The 23,896-nt window shown below is 40.5% G+C and carries 19 protein-coding genes and 1 tRNA gene; 19 read left to right on the top strand and 1 reads right to left on the bottom strand.

The annotated features are described in order from the left end of the window. Window positions 1-12 precede the first annotated feature (12 nt). From G603_RS0107960 to G603_RS21445, 4 genes are all read left to right on the top strand, one after another. Complete coding sequence (locus G603_RS0107960; protein ID WP_035792467.1) at window positions 13-1,740, top strand: ABC transporter ATP-binding protein; 1,728 nt, start codon at window positions 13-15, stop codon at window positions 1,738-1,740. A gap of 112 nt (window positions 1,741-1,852) precedes the next feature. Further along, window positions 1,853-2,662 (top strand): hypothetical protein, encoded by an 810-nt coding sequence (locus tag G603_RS0107955; protein ID WP_026669880.1) that lies wholly within the window; start codon window positions 1,853-1,855, stop codon window positions 2,660-2,662. A 138-nt stretch (window positions 2,663-2,800) separates the two neighbouring features. Beyond that, the gene (locus G603_RS0107950) at window positions 2,801-4,447 is read left to right on the top strand and encodes a putative manganese-dependent inorganic diphosphatase (RefSeq protein ID WP_026669879.1); all 1,647 of its coding nucleotides are present in this window, start codon (window positions 2,801-2,803) and stop codon (window positions 4,445-4,447) included. Between the two features lie 54 nt (window positions 4,448-4,501). Continuing rightward, on the top strand, window positions 4,502-6,055 hold the full coding sequence (locus tag G603_RS21445; RefSeq protein WP_026669878.1) for an Ig-like domain-containing protein: 1,554 nt from the start codon (window positions 4,502-4,504) through the stop codon (window positions 6,053-6,055). A 93-nt stretch (window positions 6,056-6,148) separates the two neighbouring features. Here G603_RS21445 and G603_RS0107940 read toward each other — a convergent pair whose 3' ends face one another. After that, entirely contained in the window at window positions 6,149-6,331 is a 183-nt protein-coding gene (locus G603_RS0107940; protein WP_026669877.1) for a hypothetical protein, read from the bottom strand. Window positions 6,332-6,591: 260 nt separating this feature from the next. Between G603_RS0107940 and G603_RS0107935 the strand changes: the two genes are divergently transcribed. From G603_RS0107935 to G603_RS0107865, 15 genes are all read left to right on the top strand, one after another. Continuing rightward, complete coding sequence (locus G603_RS0107935; RefSeq protein WP_051207623.1) at window positions 6,592-7,338, top strand: alpha/beta hydrolase family protein; 747 nt, start codon at window positions 6,592-6,594, stop codon at window positions 7,336-7,338. A 37-nt stretch (window positions 7,339-7,375) separates the two neighbouring features. Continuing rightward, on the top strand, window positions 7,376-7,645 hold the full coding sequence (locus G603_RS0107930; protein WP_026669875.1) for a hypothetical protein: 270 nt from the start codon (window positions 7,376-7,378) through the stop codon (window positions 7,643-7,645). A gap of 82 nt (window positions 7,646-7,727) precedes the next feature. Next, window positions 7,728-7,810, top strand: a tRNA-Leu gene (locus G603_RS0107925). A 220-nt stretch (window positions 7,811-8,030) separates the two neighbouring features. Further along, window positions 8,031-10,514, top strand: a complete 2,484-nt coding sequence (locus tag G603_RS0107920) for a glycoside hydrolase family 2 protein (protein ID WP_026669874.1) — start codon at window positions 8,031-8,033, stop codon at window positions 10,512-10,514. Next, a complete protein-coding gene (locus G603_RS0107915; protein WP_026669873.1) occupies window positions 10,507-12,006 on the top strand; it encodes a DUF6937 domain-containing protein in 1,500 nt (499 codons plus the stop codon). The genes G603_RS0107920 and G603_RS0107915 overlap by 8 nt, the downstream gene beginning before the upstream one ends. Further along, window positions 12,003-13,430 carry a glycoside-pentoside-hexuronide (GPH):cation symporter gene (locus G603_RS0107910; protein ID WP_026523668.1) on the top strand — a complete coding sequence of 476 codons (1,428 nt, stop codon included), beginning with the start codon at window positions 12,003-12,005 and terminating at the stop codon, window positions 13,428-13,430. The genes G603_RS0107915 and G603_RS0107910 overlap by 4 nt, the downstream gene beginning before the upstream one ends. Before the next feature lie 180 nt (window positions 13,431-13,610). Then, window positions 13,611-13,934 (top strand): zf-HC2 domain-containing protein, encoded by a 324-nt coding sequence (locus G603_RS0107905; RefSeq protein ID WP_026523667.1) that lies wholly within the window; start codon window positions 13,611-13,613, stop codon window positions 13,932-13,934. A 23-nt stretch (window positions 13,935-13,957) separates the two neighbouring features. After that, window positions 13,958-16,615, top strand: coding sequence for a DNA polymerase I (gene polA, locus G603_RS0107900; protein ID WP_026669872.1), 2,658 nt, complete (start codon window positions 13,958-13,960; stop codon window positions 16,613-16,615). 2 nt (window positions 16,616-16,617) lie between these two features. Continuing rightward, on the top strand, window positions 16,618-17,211 hold the full coding sequence (gene coaE / locus G603_RS0107895; RefSeq protein ID WP_026523665.1) for a dephospho-CoA kinase: 594 nt from the start codon (window positions 16,618-16,620) through the stop codon (window positions 17,209-17,211). Beyond that, entirely contained in the window at window positions 17,211-19,379 is a 2,169-nt protein-coding gene (locus G603_RS0107890; RefSeq protein ID WP_051207621.1) for a cell division protein FtsA, read from the top strand. Before coaE ends, G603_RS0107890 begins: the two co-directional genes overlap by 1 nt. Window positions 19,380-19,449: 70 nt before the next feature. After that, window positions 19,450-20,247, top strand: a complete 798-nt coding sequence (locus G603_RS0107885; protein ID WP_026669870.1) for an MBL fold metallo-hydrolase — start codon at window positions 19,450-19,452, stop codon at window positions 20,245-20,247. 16 nt (window positions 20,248-20,263) lie between these two features. After that, window positions 20,264-20,536, top strand: a complete 273-nt coding sequence (locus tag G603_RS0107880; protein ID WP_026523662.1) for an ACT domain-containing protein — start codon at window positions 20,264-20,266, stop codon at window positions 20,534-20,536. A gap of 10 nt (window positions 20,537-20,546) precedes the next feature. Continuing rightward, window positions 20,547-21,911, top strand: a complete 1,365-nt coding sequence (locus tag G603_RS0107875) for a PFL family protein (protein ID WP_026523661.1) — start codon at window positions 20,547-20,549, stop codon at window positions 21,909-21,911. Window positions 21,912-21,927: 16 nt separating this feature from the next. Beyond that, complete coding sequence (locus G603_RS0107870; protein ID WP_242829604.1) at window positions 21,928-22,938, top strand: carbohydrate ABC transporter permease; 1,011 nt, start codon at window positions 21,928-21,930, stop codon at window positions 22,936-22,938. 3 nt (window positions 22,939-22,941) lie between these two features. After that, the gene (locus G603_RS0107865) at window positions 22,942-23,895 is read left to right on the top strand and encodes a carbohydrate ABC transporter permease (protein WP_081667178.1); all 954 of its coding nucleotides are present in this window, start codon (window positions 22,942-22,944) and stop codon (window positions 23,893-23,895) included. Window position 23,896 lies beyond the last annotated feature (1 nt).

Here is a 23,896-nt window from a genome sequence, read left to right as displayed (position 1 = left end):
CCGGAGATAATTATGCGTGAACTTAAAAGAGTTTTGCACTATGCTAGTGCATACAGAATTCTTATATTTGCTTCAATAGGACTTGCTGTTGTATCGGCACTTCTTACTTTATATGCACCGATTCTGGCAGGTAATATTGTTGATTGCATTGTTTCAAAAGGAAACGTTGATTTTGAGAGGATTAAGCTGCTCCTTATAAGGCTTGCTGTTGTAATTGTGATAACTGCTGCATGCCAGTGGTTTATGTATGGAGTAAATAACAGGATAACCTTCAGAGTAGTAAGAGATGTCAGAAATGACGCCTTTGAAAAGCTCCACGTTTTACCTTTTGAATATCTTGATTCACATCCTCAGGGCGAAATTGTAAGTAAGGTTATTGCTGATGTCGATCAGTTTGCCGATGGCCTTCTTATGGGATTTACACAGCTGTTTACAGGAATTGTAACCATACTTGGAACGCTGATATTCATGTTTTATTTAAGTGTCCCCATAGCTGCTGTTGTATTTTTGCTTACACCCTTATCGCTTTTGGTTGCAAGATTTATCGCAAGCAGATCCTATTCGCTTTTCAGAGAGCAGTCCATATCAAGAGCAGATCAGACTGCGCTTATCGATGAGATGATTGGGAATCTCAAGGTTGTTAAGGCCTTTGGACATGAGGATGAAAACCAGGAAAAATTCGATGAGATAAACGACAGACTTGCAAATACAAGCCTTCGTGCCACATTTTTCTCATCCCTCACAAATCCCAGCACCAGATTTATAAATAACATCGTATATGCCTGCGTTGCTCTTTCAGGTGCTTTTGCCTGTCTTTCAGGGATAATGAGCGTGGGACAGCTTACTATTTTCCTAAGCTATGCCACACAGTATACAAAGCCTTTTAATGAGATATCAGGTGTTGTAACTGAACTTCAGAACGCCCTTGCCTGCGCAAAGAGAGTGTTTGATCTTATAGACGAAGGGGCTCAGATTCCTGATGCAGACCCTTGTAAAGAACTTGGAAATGTCAAAGGAAATGTAGAACTTAAGGATGTGGCTTTCTCATACGATAAGGACAGAGAGCTTATTCAGGATCTTAATCTGTCAGTAACAGATGGCCAGAGAGTAGCTATTGTGGGTCCTACCGGAAGCGGTAAAACCACAATAATCAATCTTCTTATGAGATTCTATGATGTTGATAAGGGCTCGATCAGTGTTGATGGCAAAGATATCAGAGAGTTAAAGAGGCATGATCTTAGGTCGAACTACGGAATGGTGCTTCAGGAGACATGGTTACGAAGCGGTACTATAAAAGAAAACATCACAATGGGCAGAGAAGGCTTTACTGATGAGATGGTCATTGAAGCAGCTAAAAAGAGTCATGCCCACAGCTTTATAAAACGACTTCCCGATGGCTATGATACAGTGATTGGCGAAGATGGCGGAAGTCTTTCACAGGGACAAAAGCAGCTCCTTTGCATTACAAGAACCATGCTTGATGTTCCTCCGATGCTTATCCTTGATGAGGCTACAAGTTCTATCGATACTAGAACCGAGATGAGAATTCAGAGAGCATTCCAGAAGATGATGGCAGGAAGAACCAGCTTTATCGTAGCTCACAGACTGTCTACCATAAAAGAAGCAGACAGAATTCTTGTTATGAATGAAGGCAAAATTATCGAACAGGGTAATCATGAATCACTGCTTAATGCCGACGGCTTTTATGCGAAACTATATAAAAGTCAGTTCGAAATGTGATTTTGGGGATGATTATCGCAGGAAACTATGATATACTATTAAACGTTGTTTTGATTTTTTTAGAGGGGAAAATAAAAGACACTTTATATAGTCAGAAAAGGAGAGAGTTTTGATGAAGAAAAGTTTTTTAACAGGGGTTAAGGCTGCATTACTCAGCTGTGCTTTTGCTGCAGCAATTTTTGCAGGCGCTAAGACTGAGGCTAAGGCTGCTACACAGCTTAATGTCAACCAGGAGTACTTTTTAGATTTTGAGGGAAGAAATGAGAGCTATGATTATCAGTTCACTTCTCCTGCCAAGGGAACAACTCATATAGAGGTTACACTTACCAGTCTTACAAACAAGTCCGGAGAAGAGTGCTGGGGCGACATTTACACAAAAATGATCTATGACTATAGGACTATGTGGGATGAGTACACATATACCGAGAGAGGGATGGATTGTTCTGAAAAGTTTTCATTAAATCCCGGCAAGACTGTTCAGCTTTCAATTAAGTGTGGTTCTAAGGAGCATCATTACAAGGTAAGACTCAAAATCGTCAATGAGGTTCCTACAAGATTTGAGACAGAATACAACGGTTCCGCATCAAAGGCAGACAGCCTTAAAGTTAAAAAGGATGCCAGCGGAGTAGTTACCAGCGTTGATAAGGATGTAGACTGGTATGTATTCAAAGCACCCAAGACCGGTTATTACAAGTTCAGCGTTGTAAACACTGAGCCTGAAGGCTGGTGTGGTGTTCATGTAGAAGGATATAAGTCAAAGAATAAGGTTGATTCAAACAATTGCTGGTATTCTTATCAGGGCAAAGGCTGGGAGTCTTCCAAGAAGATAAAGCTCAAGAAGGGTAAGAAGTACTACATTAAGATCAGTGATTTCGGTTACAAATCAGTATCTTACAAAGTAAGAGTTAAGAAGTGTAAATAATAATTGAACCATGATAGGAACGGGGAATTTCGATATTCGAAATCCTCGTTTTTTTTTTATGAAATTTAGTCTTATATATATTAAAATTTTATTGTACAATGTATAAACACTATAGATTGTTTTTGGAGAATATAATAGATGAAAAACAGACCTGTATATGTTATAGGACACAAGAATCCCGATACTGATTCTATTTGCGCAGCTATTTGCTATGCAAATCTAAAAAGTAAAATAACCGGAGAAGAATACGAAGCAAGACGCTGCGGTCATCTTAATGAAGAGACACAGTTTGTGCTTAACAGATTCGGCGTTCAGTCACCTGTTTATACCAAGGATGTACGCACTCAGGTCTGCGATATGGAGATAAGAGATCTTCACGCGGAAAACGATGAGATTTCACTTAAGCGCGCATGGGAGAGAATGAAGCAGGAAAACGTAGTAACTCTCTGCATTACTAAAGATGGTCATTTAGAAGGTCTTGTAACCACCAATGACATCATGGAGACCTGTATGGATGTTCATGATGCAAGCCTTTTGTCCGAGGCAAATACCAGCTATGGCAATATCGTAGATACTCTCGATGGTGAAATGCTTGTAGGTGATAAGTCTGAAAAGTTTACCCAGGGAAAGGTTCTTATCGCCAATGCATCACCTGAGATCATGGAAGAAGTTATTGATTCCGGAGATATCGTTATTTGCGGTAACAGATACGAGACTCAGCTTGTTGCCATAGAGAATGAAGCTGCATGTATTGTTGTCTGCATAGAGAGCAAGGTTACAAATACCATTCAGAAGCTGGCGGAGGAGAGGAATTGCAGAATTATCACGACTCCTTATGATACCTTCACTGTTGCAAGGCTTATCAATGAAAGTGCACCTGTTGGCTCAGTTATGAAAAGAGATCAGCTTGTTACTTTCCACATGAATGACTTCATTGAGGACATTCAGCAAACCATGGCTCAGGTAAGGCACAGATATTTCCCTGTTCTCGATGAAAAAGAGAATTTTGTGGGAATGATCTCACGTCGTAACTTACTTGGTGCAAAGAAGAAGCAGATCATTCTTGTTGACCACAACGAGAGAAGCCAGACCGTAGATGGAATTGATAATGCTGAGATTCTTGAGATTATTGATCATCACAGACTTGGTTCATCAATAGAGACTGCAAATCCTGTATTTTTCAGAAATCAGCCTCTTGGTTCTTCATGCACAATTATTTATTCCATGTATAAAGAAGCAGGAGTTCCGGTAGATAAGATCACTGCTTCACTTATGCTGTCTGCTATTATTTCGGATACACTTATGTACAGATCACCTACCTGCACAGAGATTGACAAGCAGGCAGGCGAAGAACTTGCTAAAATCGCTGAGATCAATGTGGAAGAGTTTGCAAGAGAGATGTTCAGAGCGGGATCCAATCTTGGAAGCAAGACTCCCAAGCAGATCGTACATCAGGATTTCAAGAAATTTACTGTTGAAGATAAGAATATCGGTATAGGTCAGATCAATTCCATGAGCGCAGAAGAACTTGCTGAGATTAAGGAGAGAGTTCTTCCTGAACTTGAGGATATTATGAAGAGCGATGGCCTTGATATGATTTTCTTCATGATGACCAATATCATTGCTGAGTCTTCTATTATTGCTTTCGCCGGAAATAAGGCTGAAAATATTATAGATACCGGATTCCATGTAGAAGCCGGAAGCGAGCATACAGCGCTGTTAAAGGGCGTTGTTTCGAGAAAAAAACAATTATTGCCAACAATTGTAGAAGCACTGCAGCAATGATGCAATATGTGGTATAATATACATGTACTACATTTTTGTTTGAGGCAGTTTTATATGAGATATTTCTTTAAAAATAAGTTCCATCATAGCGGCAAACAGGCCATAGTGCCTGCTATTTTTGCTGCAATGATGGTTGTTTTTTCCTTTAGCTTTAATGTTAAAGCATCTTCAGGTAACGATGATCCCGTTAGTTTAAATATCGAGAATTCAAATGCTTATTATATGGTTAACCCTGTTTATGCTGGGCTTGTTAATGAAAGTGACCTGAAAAGACTGCCTTCTGAGACAGTTACTCCTCAGAACCTTCTTGCTGCTGAAAAGTGCAAGACTGCTGATGAGATGGCAGAGGCTCTTCGTGCTGATATGGCCACCAGAAAAGAGACCATTTATGTATATTTTGAGCTTTCCGGTACCGGATATACAGCCACACAGCTTGTAAATATGGAATCCGATGTCCTTAAGCAAGCTGTTAAGCATATAGGTAGCGGCGCCGGAAACATGGGTGATTACCTTAAGTGGGGCTACAGCGGTGTAGGTATGCAGGTTTCTTATGGTAAATCTTCTGGTAATACCATTGGAACCCTTACTTATAAATTCACTTACTATACCACAACTTCACAGGAAGCTCAGGTTACAAGTAAGGTTAATTCAATAGCAAGTAGTCTTAATCTGGCTTCAAAAGGTGAGTATGAGAAGATAGAAGCTGTATATGGTTATATCTGTGATAACGTAAAATATAACTATGGCAAGTCCAATCTTAAGTACAGCTGTTTTGCAGCAGCAATCAATAACAGCGCTGTATGTCAGGGTTATGCACTTTTGATGTACAGAATTCTTAACGATAACGGAGTTGATTGCAGACTTATTGCAGGTAATACCTCCAGCGGTAACCATGGCTGGAATATCGTAAGAGTAGGAAATCTTTATTACAACGTGGACAGTACCTGGGATGCAGGTAAGAAGCTCAGTACATATAAGTATTATATGAAGTGTGATAAGAACTTTACTGACCACAAGAGATGGGCAGATTATTCTTCTTCAGCATTTAATTCTGAGTATCCCATGAGTTCCAAGGATTACGACTATGGGACAGAGACTGAATCTCAAAAACTTAAGGGACTTAAGATTGTAAAAGCAAATCTTAAACTTGCCAAGGGCGAATCCGCAATGATTAAGGTTAACGCAAAGCCCAACGGAGCAAAGCTTAAAGGCCTTAAATATAAGTCTAACAATAAGAAAGTAGCTAAGGTTAATTCTTCCGGTAAGGTCACCGGTGTTAAACCTGGAACCTGCGTAATAACAGTATCTACCAGTGATGGTTCCATCTCTGATAAGTGCTACGTAACAGTAACAAAAGAGACTGCTGTAAAATCTATTAAGCTTAATAAGAAAAAGCTCTCTATAAAAAAGGGAAGCAAAGTGACACTTAAAGCAACTCTTAAGCCTACTTCCGCAAAAGTAAAGCTTAAATGGGTGAGCAGCGACAAGAGTGTAGCTAAGGTGAACAGTAAAGGCGTCGTTACCGCGAAGGGAACCGGTACCTGTACTATTACCGTAAAGACCAAGGACGGTAAAAAGGTTGCGAAATGTAAGGTAACAGTGAAATAAATATAGACACAAAAATGGGTAAGCATAGCGAGTGCTTACCCATTTCTGTCTTATGATTAAGGAAAGGAATGATCCTATAAGGATTCAAAATATTCAGCTTACAAAGAATTCTTCAGCAATAGTCTCCATATAGATCTCACGCTGATCTTCAGGAATATCATATTCATCCATTGCTTCTGCAACTGACCAATGCTGTCTTCCGATCGATCTGATCATATTTCTGATAATTGAATAATTAACAACACTATCGTTTCTCGTAGCGGTAATTGTTGACATATATAACTCCCCTTATAACACAAACGTTTTCCATACATGTAGTTGTTTGCACAACTCTTTTACTACAATATATTGTAGTACATAAATGAAAAAATTCAACAGAATATTTCTAAAAAATTAAATATTATTTTTATGTTTTTTTAATCGTTATAATATAGCCTTAAACTTGTTAATTGTGTGTAATTTTGATAAAATAATAGCGATAAACTGTGGCTCTTTCTTAGGTTTTAAGAAAGTATTCCTGTATAAGTGAGGCTGATATGGTTAAAACTTATATCGTGGAGAGAGAAGAGTTTCAGATTTCGGGGGAATTATATTTACCGGATGATTCCAGGGGAAGATATCCTATTGTGATCATGTCACATGGATTTGGCTCAGACCGTGAAGGTACAAGGCCATACGCGGAAATTCTGGTAAAAGAAGGAATAGGCTGCTATATATTTGATTTTTGCGGCGGAGGATTGTCTTCTAAAAGTGATGGAAAGATGACTGATATGTCTGTTCTTACAGAAAGTGCAGATATAGAGGCTGTTATCCGAAACATCAGGAAGGCTCCTTTTGCTGACAGAAAAAATATATTTTTAATGGGTGTAAGCCAGGGCGGTGTTGCATCTACAATTGCGGCAGTCGAGGCAGGCGATGATATAAAGGCAATGGTGCTTCTTTATCCTGCTTATGTACTTTTTGATGATGCTAAGGAAAAATATCCCTCAGAGGATATGATTGAAGAAACATCTACGGTTTTTGGGCTTCCTGTTGGCAGAAGATATTATGAAGACGCCCTTAAACTGAATATAGATGATTATATGGTGAAGTTTAGCGGGAATGTACTGATACTCCATGGAAATGTGGATCAGGTAGTTCCTATTTCCTACAGTATAAATGCCAGAAAGAAATTTCCTGCTGCAAAGATTATTCAAATAACTGATGCCGGACACGGTTTTTACGGGAAAGAGGTTGTTAAAGCAGGTAAAGAGATGGTATCATTTATAGAGGAGAACATGTAGATGCCTACATGAAGGTAGAAAATCGGGGGATATGAATATGAGTAGCTTTTTTGAGAATATCGATACAAAAGAGATCAGAGACAACGCTGAGAGAATAATAGAGATTACAGGTGACAATGCTAAAAAGGCTTATGCCAAGGCTAAGGATGGATATGACGGACTTAGTGATGATGCCAAAAAGGCAATAACACTTGGCGTTACAGTATTTGCAATTGTTGTAGCGGTTGCAGGCATTTTCTATTTGCTTGGAAAGCGCTCAGGCAGAAAAGAAAAGTATGATTTTGAATATGAGGAATGGGAAGGCTGATTTTCCGATTTCAAAATTTTTCATAATGCTTGAATATCGTTTACTGTTGTGATAACATAAACGGGTCGCGAATTTATGGCGCGCCGGTGTGTCGGAATGGCAGACGATGCAGACTCAAAATCTGTTGTCCTCACGGGCGTGTGGGTTCAAGTCCCACCACCGGCACTAAATTTTAAAATCAGGAACAGCACTTTATGGTGTTTGTTCCTTTTTTATTTCTCAAAACATTGAAATGTAATTCCTTCAATATAAATCCCTAGTATTTTTGCACAAATAAAGGAAACGAAAATTAGTAAATACGTTTCTTGATATAAAAAGTCCATAATGATACTATAAAATCAAGGAAACCCGATAAGCATTTTGACGTTTCCAAGCGAGGGAGAATATGAGAAAAACACTTTACCTGAATAATGACTGGAAATTTTCTGATGTATTTGAAGATAAGATGATAGCTCCTGACTATGATGACAATCATTTAGAAAGCGTCAGGATACCTCATTCTGTAGTAACGACACCTTTTAATTATTTTGATGATGCTATTTATCAGAAGGTAAGCTGCTACAGAAGAGTTTTTACGGCTGACAACAGATGGAAGGACAAGAGAGTAGCTGTTACCTTTATGGGAGCTGCTCATGAAGCTACGGTTTATATAAACGGCGAACTTCTTGGAACACATTTATGCGGATATACTGCTTTTTCCTTTGATATCAGTGAGAAGCTTAGATATGATCAGCCAAACTGCATTGTAGTAAAGCTTGATTCCAGAGAGAGCCTTAATGTGCCGCCCTTTGGATTTGTTATAGATTACATGACCTATGGCGGTCTTTACAGAGATGTTCTTATTGAAGTAACAGAGAAGACTTATATAGAAGATCTGTTCATTACTACAGACACCTCCGATGTATTTGCGGGCAATGCCACAAATATTGAGCCTGCAGCTGTGGGTGCTTTTCTTCATGCGAAGACCACAATAGCCGGTGATACAGCAGGCTGCGTTATAAAGCATGCCATAAGACGCATCAGCGGTGAGAAGCCGGAAAATTACAAAGAAGAATATAGGGATTTTAAAGAGCTTATAGAAATTCCTGCAGGAAAGCAGGTGCCATTCGATTTTCATACACTTCCCATAGTTGTATGGGATGTGACCAATCCTGCTTTATACGAGCTTAGAACTCAGATACACAGGAATGAAGAGCTTGTAGATGAAGTAGTTACGACCTTTGGTTTTAGAAGCATGAAGTTTCATGCAGACGGCTTTTACTTAAATGGAAGGAAGCTGAAGATAAGAGGTCTTAACAGGCATCAGTCCTATCCTTATGTTGGCTATGCAATGCCTGCAGCACAGCAGGAACTTGATGCGAAGATATTAAAAGAAGAGCTGTGCGTAAATGCTGTAAGAACTTCGCATTATCCCCAGTCACAGGACTTCATCGATGCCTGCGACAGACTTGGAATTCTGGTATTCATGGAATTCCCGGGATGGCAGCATATAGGTGATGAAGCCTGGAAGGAACAGGCTCTTGTTAATGAAAAAGAGATGATAATCCAGTATAGGAATCATCCTTCCATATTCATTTGGGGCGTAAGAATAAACGAATCCGCCGATGATGATGAGTTTTATAAAAAGACCAATGCTCTGTCACATGAGCTTGACCCTTCAAGAGCTACAGGCGGCGTAAGAGCAGCTACCAAGATGAATCTTCTTGAGGATGTATATACCTACAATGATTTTTCATTTGACGGTAAAAAGCCCGGTTGTCAGAAGAAAAAAGCCGTTACTCCTGATATGAACAAGGCTTATCTTGTTACAGAGTATAACGGACACATGTATCCCACAAAGAGCTTCGATGATGAGATTCACAGAAGTGAGCATGCCATGAGACATATAAGGGTTATGGATGCTATTGCCGGTGAGAGCGATGTTGCCGGCGGTTTTGGCTGGTGCATGTTTGACTACAACACTCATAAGGACTTTGGTTCCGGCGACAGAATCTGCTATCACGGCGTTATGGATATGTTCAGAAATCCCAAGATGGCAGCACTTGCCTATGGAATGCAGGGAGATGATACACCGGTTCTTGAGCTTACATCATCAATGGATATCGGAGAGCATCCCGAGTGCATAAGAGGAGATATATGGCTTCTTACAAATGCAGATTCCGTGAAGATGTACAAGAATGATGTTTTCATAAAAGAGTACAAAAAAGAGGATTCGCCTTTTAAGAATCTGGCTCACGGACCGATTCTTGTTGATGATTTTATCGGTGATCAGCTAGCTCAGAACGAGAAATTCTCTAAAGGAATGGCTGAGAAAGTAAAACAGGCTCTCAACAATGCTGCAAGATACGGCATGGGCGGCCTTGGACTTTCAGATATGATAACCGGCGGCAGAATGCTGGCTTTCCATGGTATGAGCGTCAAGGATGTAGTTGATATGTATCAGAAATACATTGGCGACTGGGGCGGCAAAGCCACAAGCTTTAAGTTTGAAGCTATTAAAAACGGCAAAGTTGTTAAGACTCTGGTTAAGGAGACTGTTTCATCAATTGATATTTTGTGCGACGTGAGTTCATCAGAATTAAGTGATGACAGATCCTATGATGTGGCTCAGGTAAGAATTAAAGCCGTTGACCAGAACGGAAATGTAATTCCTTATTTTGGTGAATCATTGAGAGTTAAGACAGAAGGAGCTATTGAGCTTATAGGTCCTAAGCATGTACCACTACGAGGTGGCATGGCAGGTGTCTATGTAAAGACAAGAAGACGTCAGGGGTCAAGCGGTAAGCTGATAATCAAGCTTGATGCCTGCGAAAAAATAAAAAAAGAAATAGTTTTTCATGTAAAGGAAGGTGTAGAGACGAATGTCTGAAAAGTCAAAAGTAATTTTCGGAAATGTGATGAGCGATAAGATCTACAAAAAGGCTTTAAACTCAAAAAAGAAATTCGCCAAAAAGTTCGGTGATGATTCAAATTGCAATTATCCTGTTATGGTTACAGAGAATCAGTATATAGGCAATCTTCTTGGTGTTAAGAATATTGAAGTACTTAAGGAAGGCGAAGATACAGGAGCTTCAATTCCTTTTGATACAGACAAGGGTCTTATCGTTGGAAATATCAGAATGGGCTTTGGCCACTACAGAATCAGCATGGCCATGGCTTCATGCGCAAGACACCTTGGCTATACACCTTACTGGATGGATCTTAATTCATACAAGCATACAACCTGTACAAAGGTTATCAGTGCACAGAACGATCTTTATTCACTGGGTTCAAGACTTTCAAAGAATCCTATTTTCAATAAGCTTGTTTGGGAGCCCACTAACTACGAGGGCTTCAGAGCACTTTCATACAATGCTGCAGATCAGAAAAATGCAGAGCTTATGGCTCCTGTTTATAAGAATGTTCCCAAGGATATTCCTGTAATCGCAACTCACGTGTGGCCCGCTCAGGCAGCTATTCACGCAGGCATGAAGCATGTTGTAAATGCGATTCCGGATAACTGGCCCATGGCCCTTCACTTATCTGAAGGTTCTGTTCACACAATCCAGTGCAGAAATGCATACATGGGTTACAGAATTCTTAACGGAATGAATAAGAAGACTGTATGTCAGCCCATGCCTCAGGAAGATCTTGTTTACACAGGTCATTACATCGATCATGAGCTTGTAGCCAATATCGAAGCTGATTGCAAGGCCAGAATGGACAGAAGAAAAGATGGAAAGCCCATGAGATTCCTTCTTACAATCGGCGGTGCAGGAGCACAGAAAGAGATTTTTGCTGCAATAATAAAATTCCTGCTTCCTTATATCGAGAAAAAGCAGGCTGCTCTTTATGTAAATGTTGGCGATTATAAGCAGGTTTGGGAAGATCTTAAGAATGAGATTCCCGAGATGAAAAACCACATTCATGAACACCTTGGTGATTTTGCTGATACAGAAAAGTTCGCGGAAGCAGCTCTTAACCCTGATACAGAGGTTACAGGAATTCATGGCTTCTGGCATGGAAACATATTTGAAGCCGTTTACTGTACAAACCTTCTTATGAGAAGCTGCGATGTTCTTGTAACAAAGCCCAGTGAACTTGCGTTTTATCCTGTTCCCAAGCTTTTCATAAAGAGAGTCGGAAAACACGAGATGTGGGGAGCTATCCACTCGGCAGAAGTGGGCGATGGAACACTTGAGTGCAGAGATATACCTCACACAGTGCAGATGCTTACACAGTTCCTTGAGACACCGCTTCTCGATGAGATGTGTGAGAACATTATGGAGAATAAAAAGACCGGTCTTTATGACGGTGCATATAAAGTAGTAGAGCTGGCGATGAAAATGAAGGACGCTGCTAAGGGAGGTAAAAACTTATGAATGAAAAATCTAAATTAACCGGTGCTGCCAAGGTATCTTACGGACTTGGTGCAGTAGGAAAGGATATGGTATACATGCTTTCAGCATCCTGGGTACTTTATTATTTCCAGGATATTCTGGGAGTAAGCGCTGCTGCCATGGGCGTAATCCTTATGGTTGCCAGAGTATTTGATGCATTTAACGATCCCATCATGGGAGCTATTGTTGGTAAGACCAAGACAAAATGGGGTAAATTCAGACCATGGCTCCTGATTGGAACAATTACCAATGCTATCGTGCTTTATCTTATGTTTTCAGCTCCGCCAACAATGTCAGGAAGCGGACTTGTAACATATGCTGCAGTTACATACATCCTCTGGGGCGTAACCTATACAATGATGGATATCCCTTACTGGTCAATGATCCCTGCTTTCACAGAGGGTGGTAAGGAGAGAGAAGGACTTACAACTCTTGCACGTTCATGCGCAGGTGTTGGTTCTGCCATCATCACAATCATAACTGTTAAGTCTGTAGCCGCTCTTGGACACATGTTTGGAGGACAGGGTATTGCTGACAGAGAAGTTGAGAGAATCGGATTTTCTTACTTCACAATCATAATCGCAGTGCTTTTTGTAGTATTTACAGTTATCTGCTGTATCAATGTAAAAGAAAAGTCTACAGTAGATATGAAGAGTGCTTCAATAGGCGAGATGTTCAGAGCACTTATTCAGAACGACCAGGCTATGGCAGTAGTTGTAGCTATCGTCATTGTAAACTGTTCGATCTACATCACATCTAACCTTGTAATCTACTTCTTTAAGTACGATTTTGGCGGAACTACCTGGAGAGACGGATATACACTTTTCTCAACCTTTGGCGGTGGAATGCAGATCCTTGCTATGATGATCCTGTATCCTTTCCTTAGAAAGTTTTTCACTTCCATAAAGATTTACTTCATCAGCATGGGAATGGCTATTGCAGGATATATTTCACTTCTTATACTTGCATCAACATCCATGACTAACGTATTTTTACTGTTTATTCCGGGATTTTTCATTTTCTCAGCAAACGGAATGCTTTCAGTTATTACAACTGTATTCCTTGCAAACACGGTTGATTACGGCGAACTTAAGAACAACAGAAGAGATGAGTCAGTTATTTTCTCAATGCAGACTTTCGTAGTTAAGCTTGCATCTGGTGTATCTGCATTTATCGCAGCTATTGCACTTCAGATTCTGAATCTTAGTAATGACACGGCAGAAACTGCAACTGAGATTGACTATTCTCAGGGTGTTGAAGCAGTTCAGAAGATGGGACTTAGAATGACCATGACAATTATTCCTATCATCGGTCTTGTATTTGCAATTTTCTGGTTCAAGAAAAAGTACATCCTTACAGATGAAAAAATAGAAGAAATCTCAAAAGAGATTGCAGCAAGAAACTAATTAGTTAACATAGCCCCTGTCGTTTATGAAAACGGCAGGGGTTTTTCATAATAATAAGTATGACAGGTTGTAGCTTTGGACAATTTAGTGTATTCTATATATTGGTTATAAGTATGCTCACTAGTATTATGTTCATACAAGATATTGGGTTTTAGCCATTAGGCAATCGCAGAGGATACTATGGATTGTAAGGAATTTCAGAGAATGATACCGGGATTTCTGGATGATGAACTTGATGTTCGGGCACTGGAGATCTTTTTGGGACATATTGAGAGCTGCAAGAGCTGTAAGGAAGAACTTACAATACAGTTTCTTGTTGAAACAGGTACGCAGAGTCTTGAGGATGGTACGAACTTTAACTTAAGCCATGAGCTCGAACTTATGATGAACAGAGCCTATCAGAGGCTCGGCGCCAGAAAAAGACTGTTAAAAACAGCGTTCTTTTTACAGGTACTTGTTGTTATTGAGGTTGTAGTAGCGGTAGCGCTTGCGTTTATACTTTGATTCTATAAAAGTTGGTTGGGAAAATGGGGAAAAAATTACTTTTAATTGACGGACACAGCATATTGAACAGAGCATTTTACGGACTTCCGGATCTGACAAACGCAGAGGGAGTTCATACAGGTGCTGTTTATGGCTTCCTTAACATGATGTTTAAGCTGATTGATGAGGAAAAGCCGGACTATCTGACCGTTGCTTTCGATGTTCACGCTCCCACATTCAGACATGAGATTTATAAAGAATATAAGGGTACCAGAAAGCCTATGCCCGAAGAACTCAGATCTCAGGTGCCTCTTATGAAAGAGGTTCTTGATACCATGGGTATTTGTCGCATGGAGAAGGCAGGCCTTGAGGCTGATGATATTCTTGGAACTCTTGCTAAAAAGGGTGAAGCTCAGGGAATGGAGGTTCGTCTTGTTTCAGGAGACAGGGATCTTCTTCAGATCGCATCAGAACATATCTGTATCAGAATTCCCAAGACTAAGGCAGGCGGCACCGAGATAGAGAATTATTTCGCAGAAGATGTAAAAAATCTCTACGGTGTTACTCCATTACAGTTTATTGAGCTAAAAGCGCTTATGGGTGATTCATCTGATAATATTCCGGGAGTTCCCAAGGTTGGTGAGAAGACTGCCATGGGACTTATGGCTGAGTATGGATCAATTGAGAATATATATAATAATCTTGAAAATATAACTAAAAAGGCTATAAAGGAATCCCTTGCAAACAACAGAGATCTCTGTGATCTTAGCAAGGTTCTTGCCACCATAAATGTAAATGCCAAGTTTGATTACAACTTTGAGAATGCTGAGCTTCATGACATTTTCACAAGGGATGCTTATGAGATGTTCAAGAGGCTGAACTTCAGGAATCTCCTTGGCAGATTTGAGAATGATGTAACACAGACAAAGTCTGATATTGAATTTGAGCTTGTAAGTGATTTTGCCAAAGCAAAAGAGATATTTGCAAAGGCTAAAGACTATGCAAAGGATAAACAGGATAAATTCGTCGGAATCGGAATTCTCGCAGAGGAAGAATTCATCGGCATTGCAGTTTGCTTTGATGATAAAAAAGCTTTTTATCTTGAAGGTGGTGGAATTGATGCAGAGCTTGTGGGTAATGAGCTTTCATCCATGTCAGAGAATGTAAGGCTTTCATTCTTTGATATTAAGCATGCATATCCATTCTTTAAGCCTTATGAAGTGGAGAATTACAAGAGAGATACATTGGGATGCTTTGATGTGCTTATAGGCGCATATCTCCTTAATCCTCTTAAGAACGACTACAGTCCTGAGGATGTTGCAGGAGAACAGCTACAGCTATCTATCAGATCCAAGGCCCAGATTTTTGGTAAAAAGAGCATGAAGGAAGCGGGCATTGATGAGAGAAAAGAGTATGCCGGATATATTTCCTATGTGGCTTATATGAGTGCTCCAATTTTGGAGAAAAAGCTTGCTGATACAGAGATGAAGTCTCTTTTCTATGATATTGAAATGCCTCTTACATACATTCTCTATGACATGGAGAGTGAAGGCATTCTTGTTAAGAGAGAGGAGCTTGCTGCCTACGGCGAGAGACTTACAGGAAGAATAGCAGAGCTTGAGAAGAATATTCATACTGCAGCCGGAGAAGAGTTTAACATCAATTCTCCCAAGCAGCTTGGAGAGATTCTTTTTGAAAAGATGGGACTTAAGGGCGGTAAGAAGACTAAGACCGGTTATTCAACAGCAGCTGACGTTCTTGAAAAGCTTGCTCCGGAGAATCCCATAATTGCAGATATTCTTGAGTATAGAGGTCTTACCAAGCTTAAGAGTACATACGCAGACGGTCTTGCTGCTTTTATTGAGGATGATGAGAGAATTCATACGAACTTCAATCAGACCATAACAGCCACAGGAAGAATAAGCTCAACAGAGCCTAACCTTCAGAATATTCCTATGAGAACAGAGCTTGGCAGAGCAATCCGCAAGGTTTTTGTTCCAAAGGAAGGCTATGTTTTTGCTGATGCGGACTACTCACAGATTGAGCTTAGAATTCTGGCTCACATGTCTGAGGATAAGGGACTTATTGATGCTTATCATGAAGGCAGAGATATTCACAGAATTACAGCTTCAAAGGTATTCCATACACCCTTTGATGAAGTTACAGACATCCAGAGAAGAAATGCTAAGGCTGTTAACTTTGGTATTGTTTACGGAATAAGTGCTTTTGGCTTAAGTGAGGATCTAAATATTTCAAGATCGGATGCCAAGAAATACATGGAAGATTATCTTGCTACATATCCCGGAGTAAAGGGATATCAGGATAAAGCTATTTCAGATGCCAAAGAAAAGGGCTATGCCACAACACTTTACGGCAGAAGAAGACCAATGCCTGAGCTTAAATCCGGTAACTTCATGCAGAGACAGTTTGGCGAAAGAGTTGCCATGAATGCACCTATTCAGGGAACAGCTGCTGACATTATGAAAATTGCAATGATCCGTGTTTACAGAAGATTTATGGATGAACAGCTTAAGTCCAGAATGATACTTCAGATTCATGATGAACTTTTGATAGAGACACTTAAATCAGAAGAGGATAAGGTTAAGGCTATTCTTGAAGAAGAGATGGCAAATGCAGCAGAACTTGCCGTACCTCTTGATGTAGACTGCCACGTTGGCACTGACTGGTTCGAGGCAAAGTGAGTATGAAGGTAATTGGAGTTACCGGCGGCGTCGGTGCCGGTAAAAGTACGGTTCTAAGCTACATAGAGAAGCATTGCAAATGCAGGATTATTTTATCCGATCAGGTGGCCAATGACATTAAGCTAAAGGGGCAGCCCTGCTACGAGCCGATAGTTGAGCTTTTATCTGAGGCTGTGCTTGATGAAAAGGGCGAAATAGACAAGGCCAAAATGGCCGGGATGATCTTTTCGGATAAAGCACTTTTATCTAAGGTGAATGATATTCTTCATCCTGCAGTGAACAGATTTATATTTGATCAGATAGAGGAAGAAAAGAAAAAGAACACTTTGGACTATCTTTTCATTGAGGCAGCACTTCTGATTGAGAACGGGTACGATAAGATAGTTGATGAAATGTGGTATGTTTACGCTGATGAAGAAGTTCGAAGGCAGAGACTTAAAACCACAAGAGGTTATAGCGATTCTAAGATTGATGATATTTTAAAGGGACAGCTGTCAGATGAAGAATTCAGGCAGCATGCGGATTTTGTAATAGATAACAGCGGCGATGTAGAAGGGATGCAGCGCTGTATAGATTTGAAGCTGGGGGAAAACTAATGGCTACGATGAGTGAACAATCTGAACAGAAGGTGGTATTCGGACTGGATATCGGAACAAGGAGTGTTGTAGGTACTGTTGGCTACATGCAGGATAATACCTTCAATGTAATGGCCCAGACTGTCAGGAAGCATGAGACCAGAGCCATGCTTGACGGACAGATCCATGATATCGGCAAAGTCGGATCTACCATAAAAGAAGTTAAGGAAGCGCTTGAGGAAAAGACTCAGATACATCTTACTGATGTATGTATAGCTGCCGCTGGTCGTGTACTTCGTACGGTTAAGACCAATTTCGAAGAGGAGTATACCGACAATCGCGAGATGACTCAGGAAGAGATTTATAACCTTGAGTCTAAGGCAGTTGAGAAGGCATATCAGGAATTCCTTCAGCAGAATCAGTCCGACATGAAGTTTTATCTTGTTGGATATTCTGTAATGCACTATTACCTTGATGATTATCAGATTGCTAATCTTGAAGGACATAATGCAGGAAGAGTTGCTCTTGATCTTATAGCAACATTTCTTCCGGATGACTGTGTTGACGGCCTTTATAAAGCCTGTGAGAGAGCTGATCTTAAGGTTGCAAACATGACTCTGGAGCCTATAGCCGCTATGATGGTTGCTATTCCTCCGCAGTTTAGAATGCTTAATCTTGCACTTGTTGATGTAGGCGCAGGTACATCCGATATTTGTATCACCGACGATGGAACAATTACATCCTACGGAATGCTTCCTATCGCAGGTGATTCAATTACTGAGATTATTGCTCAGCACTGCCTTGTTGATTTCAACACCGCAGATCAGATTAAAATTGATGCAAGTCACATGGAGCAGGTAAAATACATCGACATCATGGGACTTGAGAAGACTATTTCTTCCAAGGAAATAGCCAAGATGATTAAGCCTCTTGTTGAGAAAATGAGCAAGATGGTCACCCAGCAGATCAAACAGCTTAACGGCAATAAGCCTGTTAGTGCTGTGTTCGTAGTAGGTGGTGGCGGATGCGTGCCGGGATATACCAAGGCTCTTGCAAAAGAGATGAAGATTCCGGAAGAGCGTGTTGCGCTTCGTGGCGAAGAAGTTATGAAAAATATCAAGTTCCTGGAGGAAAACTCCGAGGTTGAGCGCGATTCACTTATGGTTACGCCTCTTGGTATCTGCGTAAGCTTCTATGAGCAGTCCAACAACTTTGTATTTGTATCCTTCAATGGTCAGCAGACCAAGATCTATGACAATGGTAAGCTGGCAATTGTTGATGCTGCTATGCAGGCAGATTTCCCTAACGAGGATCTTTTCCCTAAGCGCGGTGAGGAGCTTAGATTCTCAGTTAACGGACAGGAGAGAATGGTAAGAGGTGAACCCGGTGAGTCAGCTGTTATCACACTTAACGGATCACCTGCAGATATTCATACCAAGATTCATGCTAACGACATTATTGAGGTACAGAGCTCCACAACCGGTAAGCCCGGAAGAAGCGAGCTTGCTGACATCACCGAGTTCAAGGGCACCTTTAATATCACAGTAGACGGAAAGAGCATTGATGTTCCGAGAACTGCAGAAGTTAACGGTGAGCCTCAGACCGGTTACTACAACATCAAAACCGGTGATGAGATCAAGATTCTCGACTATGAGACAGCAGAGCAGATCGCAAGACTTCTTGATATCGAGCTTACAGAGGATACTGTTATTACAGTTAACAACGAAGTGGCAGGCATGGATACACCTGTCTATGAGAACTTCAAGGTGGAATTCAAGAGCGGTAAGGATGCTGTGCTTGAGTACTATCAGAACTTTCCCGATGCAGATATGGTTGCCATCGAGCAGGAGAATGAAGAGTCCTCTTATGATGCAGATGCTGAGCTTAATGTTGAAGAAAATGAAGATGGAAGCTATAGTATTTCAGGTAATGAAGACAGAGTTAAGCCTGAGCCTGCGCCTGCACCTTCAAGAAGAGTCATCACAAGGGATTTACACGTCCTTGTGAATAATGAACCTATCACACTTCATGGAAAATCAGATTATATCTTTGTAGATATATTTGATGAAATAGATTTTGACCTCAGTAAGCCTAATGGAAGGTCCATCGTTACTACACTTAACGGCGGTACACCTGACTATATGCAGGCTATTCATGAGGGTGACAAAATTGAAGTTTATTGGAAATAATTCTTTATTCATACAATAAACACAGTTTTTTCACAGTTTATCGATAATATTTAAAACGGAGATTTAACAAATGAGACTGGCGAGTCTGTCCAGTGGAAGTAGCGGAAACAGCATTTATGTTGGTTCTGATACCACACATATCCTGGTTGATACAGGATGCAGTAAGAAAAGAATTGAAGAGGGCCTTAACAAATTAGATTTGTCTTTGGCCGATATTGATGCTATATTTGTGACGCATGAGCATTCAGATCATATAAATGGTCTGCATACTATTTTAAAGAAGTATGAGATTCCTGTTTATGCCACAAAGGGAACAATAGAAGGCATCAGAATCAGCGATAAAAAAAGGGAAATGGATAACGCCGAGTTTCATGAGATCAAGGCAGATAAGAAATTATCCGTTAAGGATCTTACAATCAATCCCATGACCATAATGCATGACGCATTAGAGCCTGTCGGCTACAGAATAAGCTGTGGCAAGAGCAAAATGGCTATAGCAACTGACCTTGGATGCTATAACGAATATACCGTTGATTGTCTTCAGGGACTTGATGCAGTTCTTATAGAAGCCAATCATGACGTAAGGATGCTTCAGACAGGACCTTATCCATACTATTTGAAAAAAAGAATTCTCGGGGAAAGAGGACATTTGTCCAATGAGAAAAGTGGGGAGCTTCTTTGCAGAATCCTGCATGATAATCTAAAAGGAATAATTCTCGGGCACCTGAGTAAAGAAAATAATCTTCCTGAACTGGCTTATGAGACGGTAAGGGTTGAAATAGAAATGGGTAATAACCCATATCATGGCAGTGATTTCCCTATCATGGTTGCTGCCAGAAATGAATTGTCACAGGTTTTGGAGTTTTAGAGGAGAGAAGTGTCTTATGAACAAAATTATCATTACTGTAGTAGGAAAAGATACCGTCGGAATCATTGCAAAAGTATGTACATACCTTGCTGATAATGATGTAAACATTCTTGATATTTCACAGACAATCGTGTCCGGTTATTTTAACATGATGATGATTGTTGATGTTTCAGGAAGCAAAGTGGCATTCAACGATCTTTCTGATTCCCTTGAAAATATTGGAAATGATATCGGTGTTGTAGTTAAATGTCAGAGAGAAGAGATCTTTGACTCAATGCACAGAATCTAAAGGAGATATCATGATAAATATCAGCGAAGTATCAGAAACTAATGAAATGATAGAAAAAGAGAACCTGGATGTCCGTACAATTACAATGGGCATCAGCCTCTTTGATTGCATAGATACAGATTTAAAAGCACTTAATGAAAAAATCTATAACAAGATCCACGAAAGTGCAAAGGATCTGGTTAAAACCGGTGAGGAGATTTCAAAAGAGTTCGGTATACCGATTGTAAATAAGCGAATTTCGGTTACGCCAATTGCCCTCATCGGTGCTTCTGCGTGTAAGACGCCTTCAGACTTTGTCACAATAGCTAAGACTTTGGACAGAGCAGCTAAGGATGTAGGAATCAATTTTCTTGGTGGTTACAGCGCACTTGTAAGTAAGGGAATGACAACAGCAGATAAGCTCCTTATTGAGTCTATTCCCGAAGCACTTTCATCTACTGACGTTGTCTGCTCATCAGTAAATGTTGGTTCTACCAAGACAGGTATCAATATGGATGCTGTAAGGCTCCTTGGAGATATCATTCTTGAAACAGCTAATAAGACAAAGGATACTGACAGCTCAGGCTGTACCAAGCTAGTAATTTTCTGCAATGCTCCCGATGATAATCCTTTCATGGCAGGTGCATTCCACGGTGTTACTGAGGCTGACAGAATTATAAATGTCGGTGTCAGCGGCCCCGGAGTTGTTAAGACGGCTCTTGAGAAGGTCAGAGGAGAGAACTTCGAGGTTCTTTGCGAGACCATCAAGAAGACTGCATTTAAGGTAACAAGAGTTGGTCAGCTTGTTGCAAAGGAAGCTTCTGAGAGACTTGGCGTTCCTTTTGGAATCGTGGATCTTTCACTGGCACCCACCCCTGCAATTGGCGACAGTGTTGCTGATATTCTTCATGAGATCGGTGTTGAGCATGCAGGTGCTCCCGGAACTACAGCAGCTCTTGCACTTTTGAATGATCAGGTTAAGAAGGGCGGAGCTATGGCATCTTCTTATGTGGGAGGTCTTTCAGGTGCGTTTATTCCTGTAAGTGAAGATCAGGGCATGATAAATGCCGTTAATGCAGGTGCACTTACTCTTGAGAAGCTTGAAGCCATGACCTGCGTATGCTCTGTTGGACTTGATATGATAGCAATCCCCGGAGATACCAAGGCTACAACCCTTGCGGGTATCATCGCCGATGAGATGGCTATCGGAATGATCAATCAGAAGACAACAGCCGTAAGACTTATTCCTGTAATAGGCAAAACTGTAGGTGACACAGTTGATTTTGGCGGACTCCTTGGCTTTGGTCCCATTATGCCTGTTAATAAGTTTGACTGTGCTGCATTTGTAGACAGAGGCGGAAGAATTCCCGCTCCTATACATAGCTTTAAAAATTAAAATCTAGTGAGTAAATATGGAAAATAAGCTAAAAGTTCTTGATAAGGTCAAGGACAAAGGCGAAAAACTAAATAGAATGCTTAGGCGTAATGCTGCCGGTCAGACAGCTATGCCTAAAAAGCGCACGAATTTAAAAGAGCATCTACAAAAGAAATCCACAAGGAAGAAGATCAGAGAGACAGTTGTTTCATGGCTTTTCCTTAGTCCTTCGCTAGCAGGAGTTCTTACATTTTTTGTTCTTCCTTTCCTGGTGGTAGTTTTTTATGCAGTTGTAAATAACCCCATTCAGAAGGAGTTTGTAGGCTTTGATAATTTCGTAAGAGTATTTAATAACAATGCATTTAAACAGGCGGCCAGTAATACACTTATGTTTTCAGCTGTAGCAGTGCCGCTGGCTGTGGCACTGTCGCTGTTTCTTGCAGTTGTTATGGAATCGGGTATTCCGTTTAAGAGTCAGTTCAGAAGCTTTTTCCTTAGCCCTATGATGGTGCCTATAGCTTCAATTGTGCTTATCTGGCAGGTTTTGTTTGACTACAACGGACTTATCAATCAGGTTTATCTTGCCTTTGGTGGTCCGTCCAAAATTGACTGGCTAAAATCAGATAAAGCCCAGATCGTGGTAGTAATTCTGTTTTTGTGGAAGAACCTTGGATATAACATGATTCTGTTTATGGCTGCACTGTCCAGTGTGCCTAAAGATCTGATTGAGGTTGCAAGACTGGAAAGTGCCACAGAGAGACAGATTTTCTGGTCCATTAAGATGAGATATCTCTCATCAACAATTTTGTTTGTAACCATAATGTCGCTGATAAATTCATTTAAGGTGTTCAGAGAGGTTTACCTTCTTACCGGAGATTATCCCTACCAGACCCTGTACATGATGCAGCACTTTATGAATAATACCTTTGCTTCTGTGGATTATCAGAAGCTGTCGGCATCAGCCATTATGATGGCAATAGTGGTAGTAATACTTATGTTTATTATGTTTATCACAGAAGACCGATATGGAAGGGATATAGAAGGCTAATAAATGGCTGAGATTAGAAAGCCGCGTTCCGAAACGGTCTTTTATGAAAGAGCGATAAGGAAGGCGCATAGAAACAAGAGAATATATAAATACGGCATTATTATCGGCACGATAATAGCTGCGTTTTTTGCGGTGCTTTTTCTTACACCCATAATACTTACCATTACGAATTCGTTTATGAGTTCATCTGAGATAAGCGCCAATTACGGAGCTGTATTCAAGACTACGGAAAACGGCGGAAAGGTATTCATATCCAAGACCGTTAACCTAAAGTTTATACCGGATATAGTTTCCTTTAGTCAGTATTATGCGGTGCTGTTTAAATCACCTGAGTACCTGGTTAAGTTTTGGAACAGTGTACTTTATGTAGTGCCAATCGTGGGAGTACAGCTGATGATCGCAATGCTTGCATCCTACGGTTTTGCAAGATATCAGGGACGAGTTAGAGAAGTCATATTCTTTATATATATTATTTTGATGCTGATGCCTTATCAGGTTACGTTGGTTCCCAATTACCTGGTTTCCCAGTGGCTGGGAATACTTGATACCAGATGGGCGATATTGCTTCCGGGTTTTTTCTCACCATTTGCAGTTTTCCTTCTGACGAAATTCATCAGAAGAATACCTACTGAGGTTATGGAAGCCGCATCAATTGACGGCGCAGGAGAGTGGCAGATTTTCTCCAAGATATGTATGCCGCTTTGTAAAAGCGGACTTATTTCAATAGCAATTCTTGTGTTTATTGATTATTGGAATATGGTTGAGCAGCCGCTTATTCTTTTATCAAATGATGAGCTGCATCCGCTGTCGGTATTTTTGTCGAAGATAAATGCTGGTGAGATAAGTCTTGCCTTTGCAGTTGCTGTTATATATCTGGTTCCGCCACTTTTGATATTCCTGTATGGAGAGGAATACCTGGTTGAGGGTATTTCATATCAGGGCGGCTTAAAGGGATAAT

The organism is Butyrivibrio sp. AE3006 (assembly GCF_000424165.1).
Taxonomy (GTDB): Bacteria; Bacillota; Clostridia; order Lachnospirales; family Lachnospiraceae; genus Butyrivibrio.
The sequence above is the reverse complement of the archived record's forward strand: the minus strand, read 5'-3'. Positions and strand labels throughout refer to the sequence as shown.

Bases quoted from the DNA above. Each gene is read 5' to 3' on its own strand.
- G603_RS0107960 (WP_035792467.1), top strand. From the start codon at position 13: ATGCGTGAACTTAAAAGAGTTTTGCACTATGCTAGTGCATACAGAATT.
- G603_RS0107955 (WP_026669880.1), top strand. From the start codon at position 1,853: ATGAAGAAAAGTTTTTTAACAGGGGTTAAGGCTGCATTACTCAGCTGT.
- G603_RS0107950 (WP_026669879.1), top strand. From the start codon at position 2,801: ATGAAAAACAGACCTGTATATGTTATAGGACACAAGAATCCCGATACT.
- G603_RS21445 (WP_026669878.1), top strand. From the start codon at position 4,502: ATGAGATATTTCTTTAAAAATAAGTTCCATCATAGCGGCAAACAGGCC.
- G603_RS0107940 (WP_026669877.1), bottom strand. From the start codon at position 6,331: ATGTCAACAATTACCGCTACGAGAAACGATAGTGTTGTTAATTATTCA.
- G603_RS0107935 (WP_051207623.1), top strand. From the start codon at position 6,592: ATGGTTAAAACTTATATCGTGGAGAGAGAAGAGTTTCAGATTTCGGGG.
- G603_RS0107930 (WP_026669875.1), top strand. From the start codon at position 7,376: ATGAGTAGCTTTTTTGAGAATATCGATACAAAAGAGATCAGAGACAAC.
- G603_RS0107920 (WP_026669874.1), top strand. From the start codon at position 8,031: ATGAGAAAAACACTTTACCTGAATAATGACTGGAAATTTTCTGATGTA.
- G603_RS0107915 (WP_026669873.1), top strand. From the start codon at position 10,507: ATGTCTGAAAAGTCAAAAGTAATTTTCGGAAATGTGATGAGCGATAAG.
- G603_RS0107910 (WP_026523668.1), top strand. From the start codon at position 12,003: ATGAATGAAAAATCTAAATTAACCGGTGCTGCCAAGGTATCTTACGGA.
- G603_RS0107905 (WP_026523667.1), top strand. From the start codon at position 13,611: ATGGATTGTAAGGAATTTCAGAGAATGATACCGGGATTTCTGGATGAT.
- polA (WP_026669872.1), top strand. From the start codon at position 13,958: ATGGGGAAAAAATTACTTTTAATTGACGGACACAGCATATTGAACAGA.
- coaE (WP_026523665.1), top strand. From the start codon at position 16,618: ATGAAGGTAATTGGAGTTACCGGCGGCGTCGGTGCCGGTAAAAGTACG.
- G603_RS0107890 (WP_051207621.1), top strand. From the start codon at position 17,211: ATGGCTACGATGAGTGAACAATCTGAACAGAAGGTGGTATTCGGACTG.
- G603_RS0107885 (WP_026669870.1), top strand. From the start codon at position 19,450: ATGAGACTGGCGAGTCTGTCCAGTGGAAGTAGCGGAAACAGCATTTAT.
- G603_RS0107880 (WP_026523662.1), top strand. From the start codon at position 20,264: ATGAACAAAATTATCATTACTGTAGTAGGAAAAGATACCGTCGGAATC.
- G603_RS0107875 (WP_026523661.1), top strand. From the start codon at position 20,547: ATGATAAATATCAGCGAAGTATCAGAAACTAATGAAATGATAGAAAAA.
- G603_RS0107870 (WP_242829604.1), top strand. From the start codon at position 21,928: ATGGAAAATAAGCTAAAAGTTCTTGATAAGGTCAAGGACAAAGGCGAA.
- G603_RS0107865 (WP_081667178.1), top strand. From the start codon at position 22,942: ATGGCTGAGATTAGAAAGCCGCGTTCCGAAACGGTCTTTTATGAAAGA.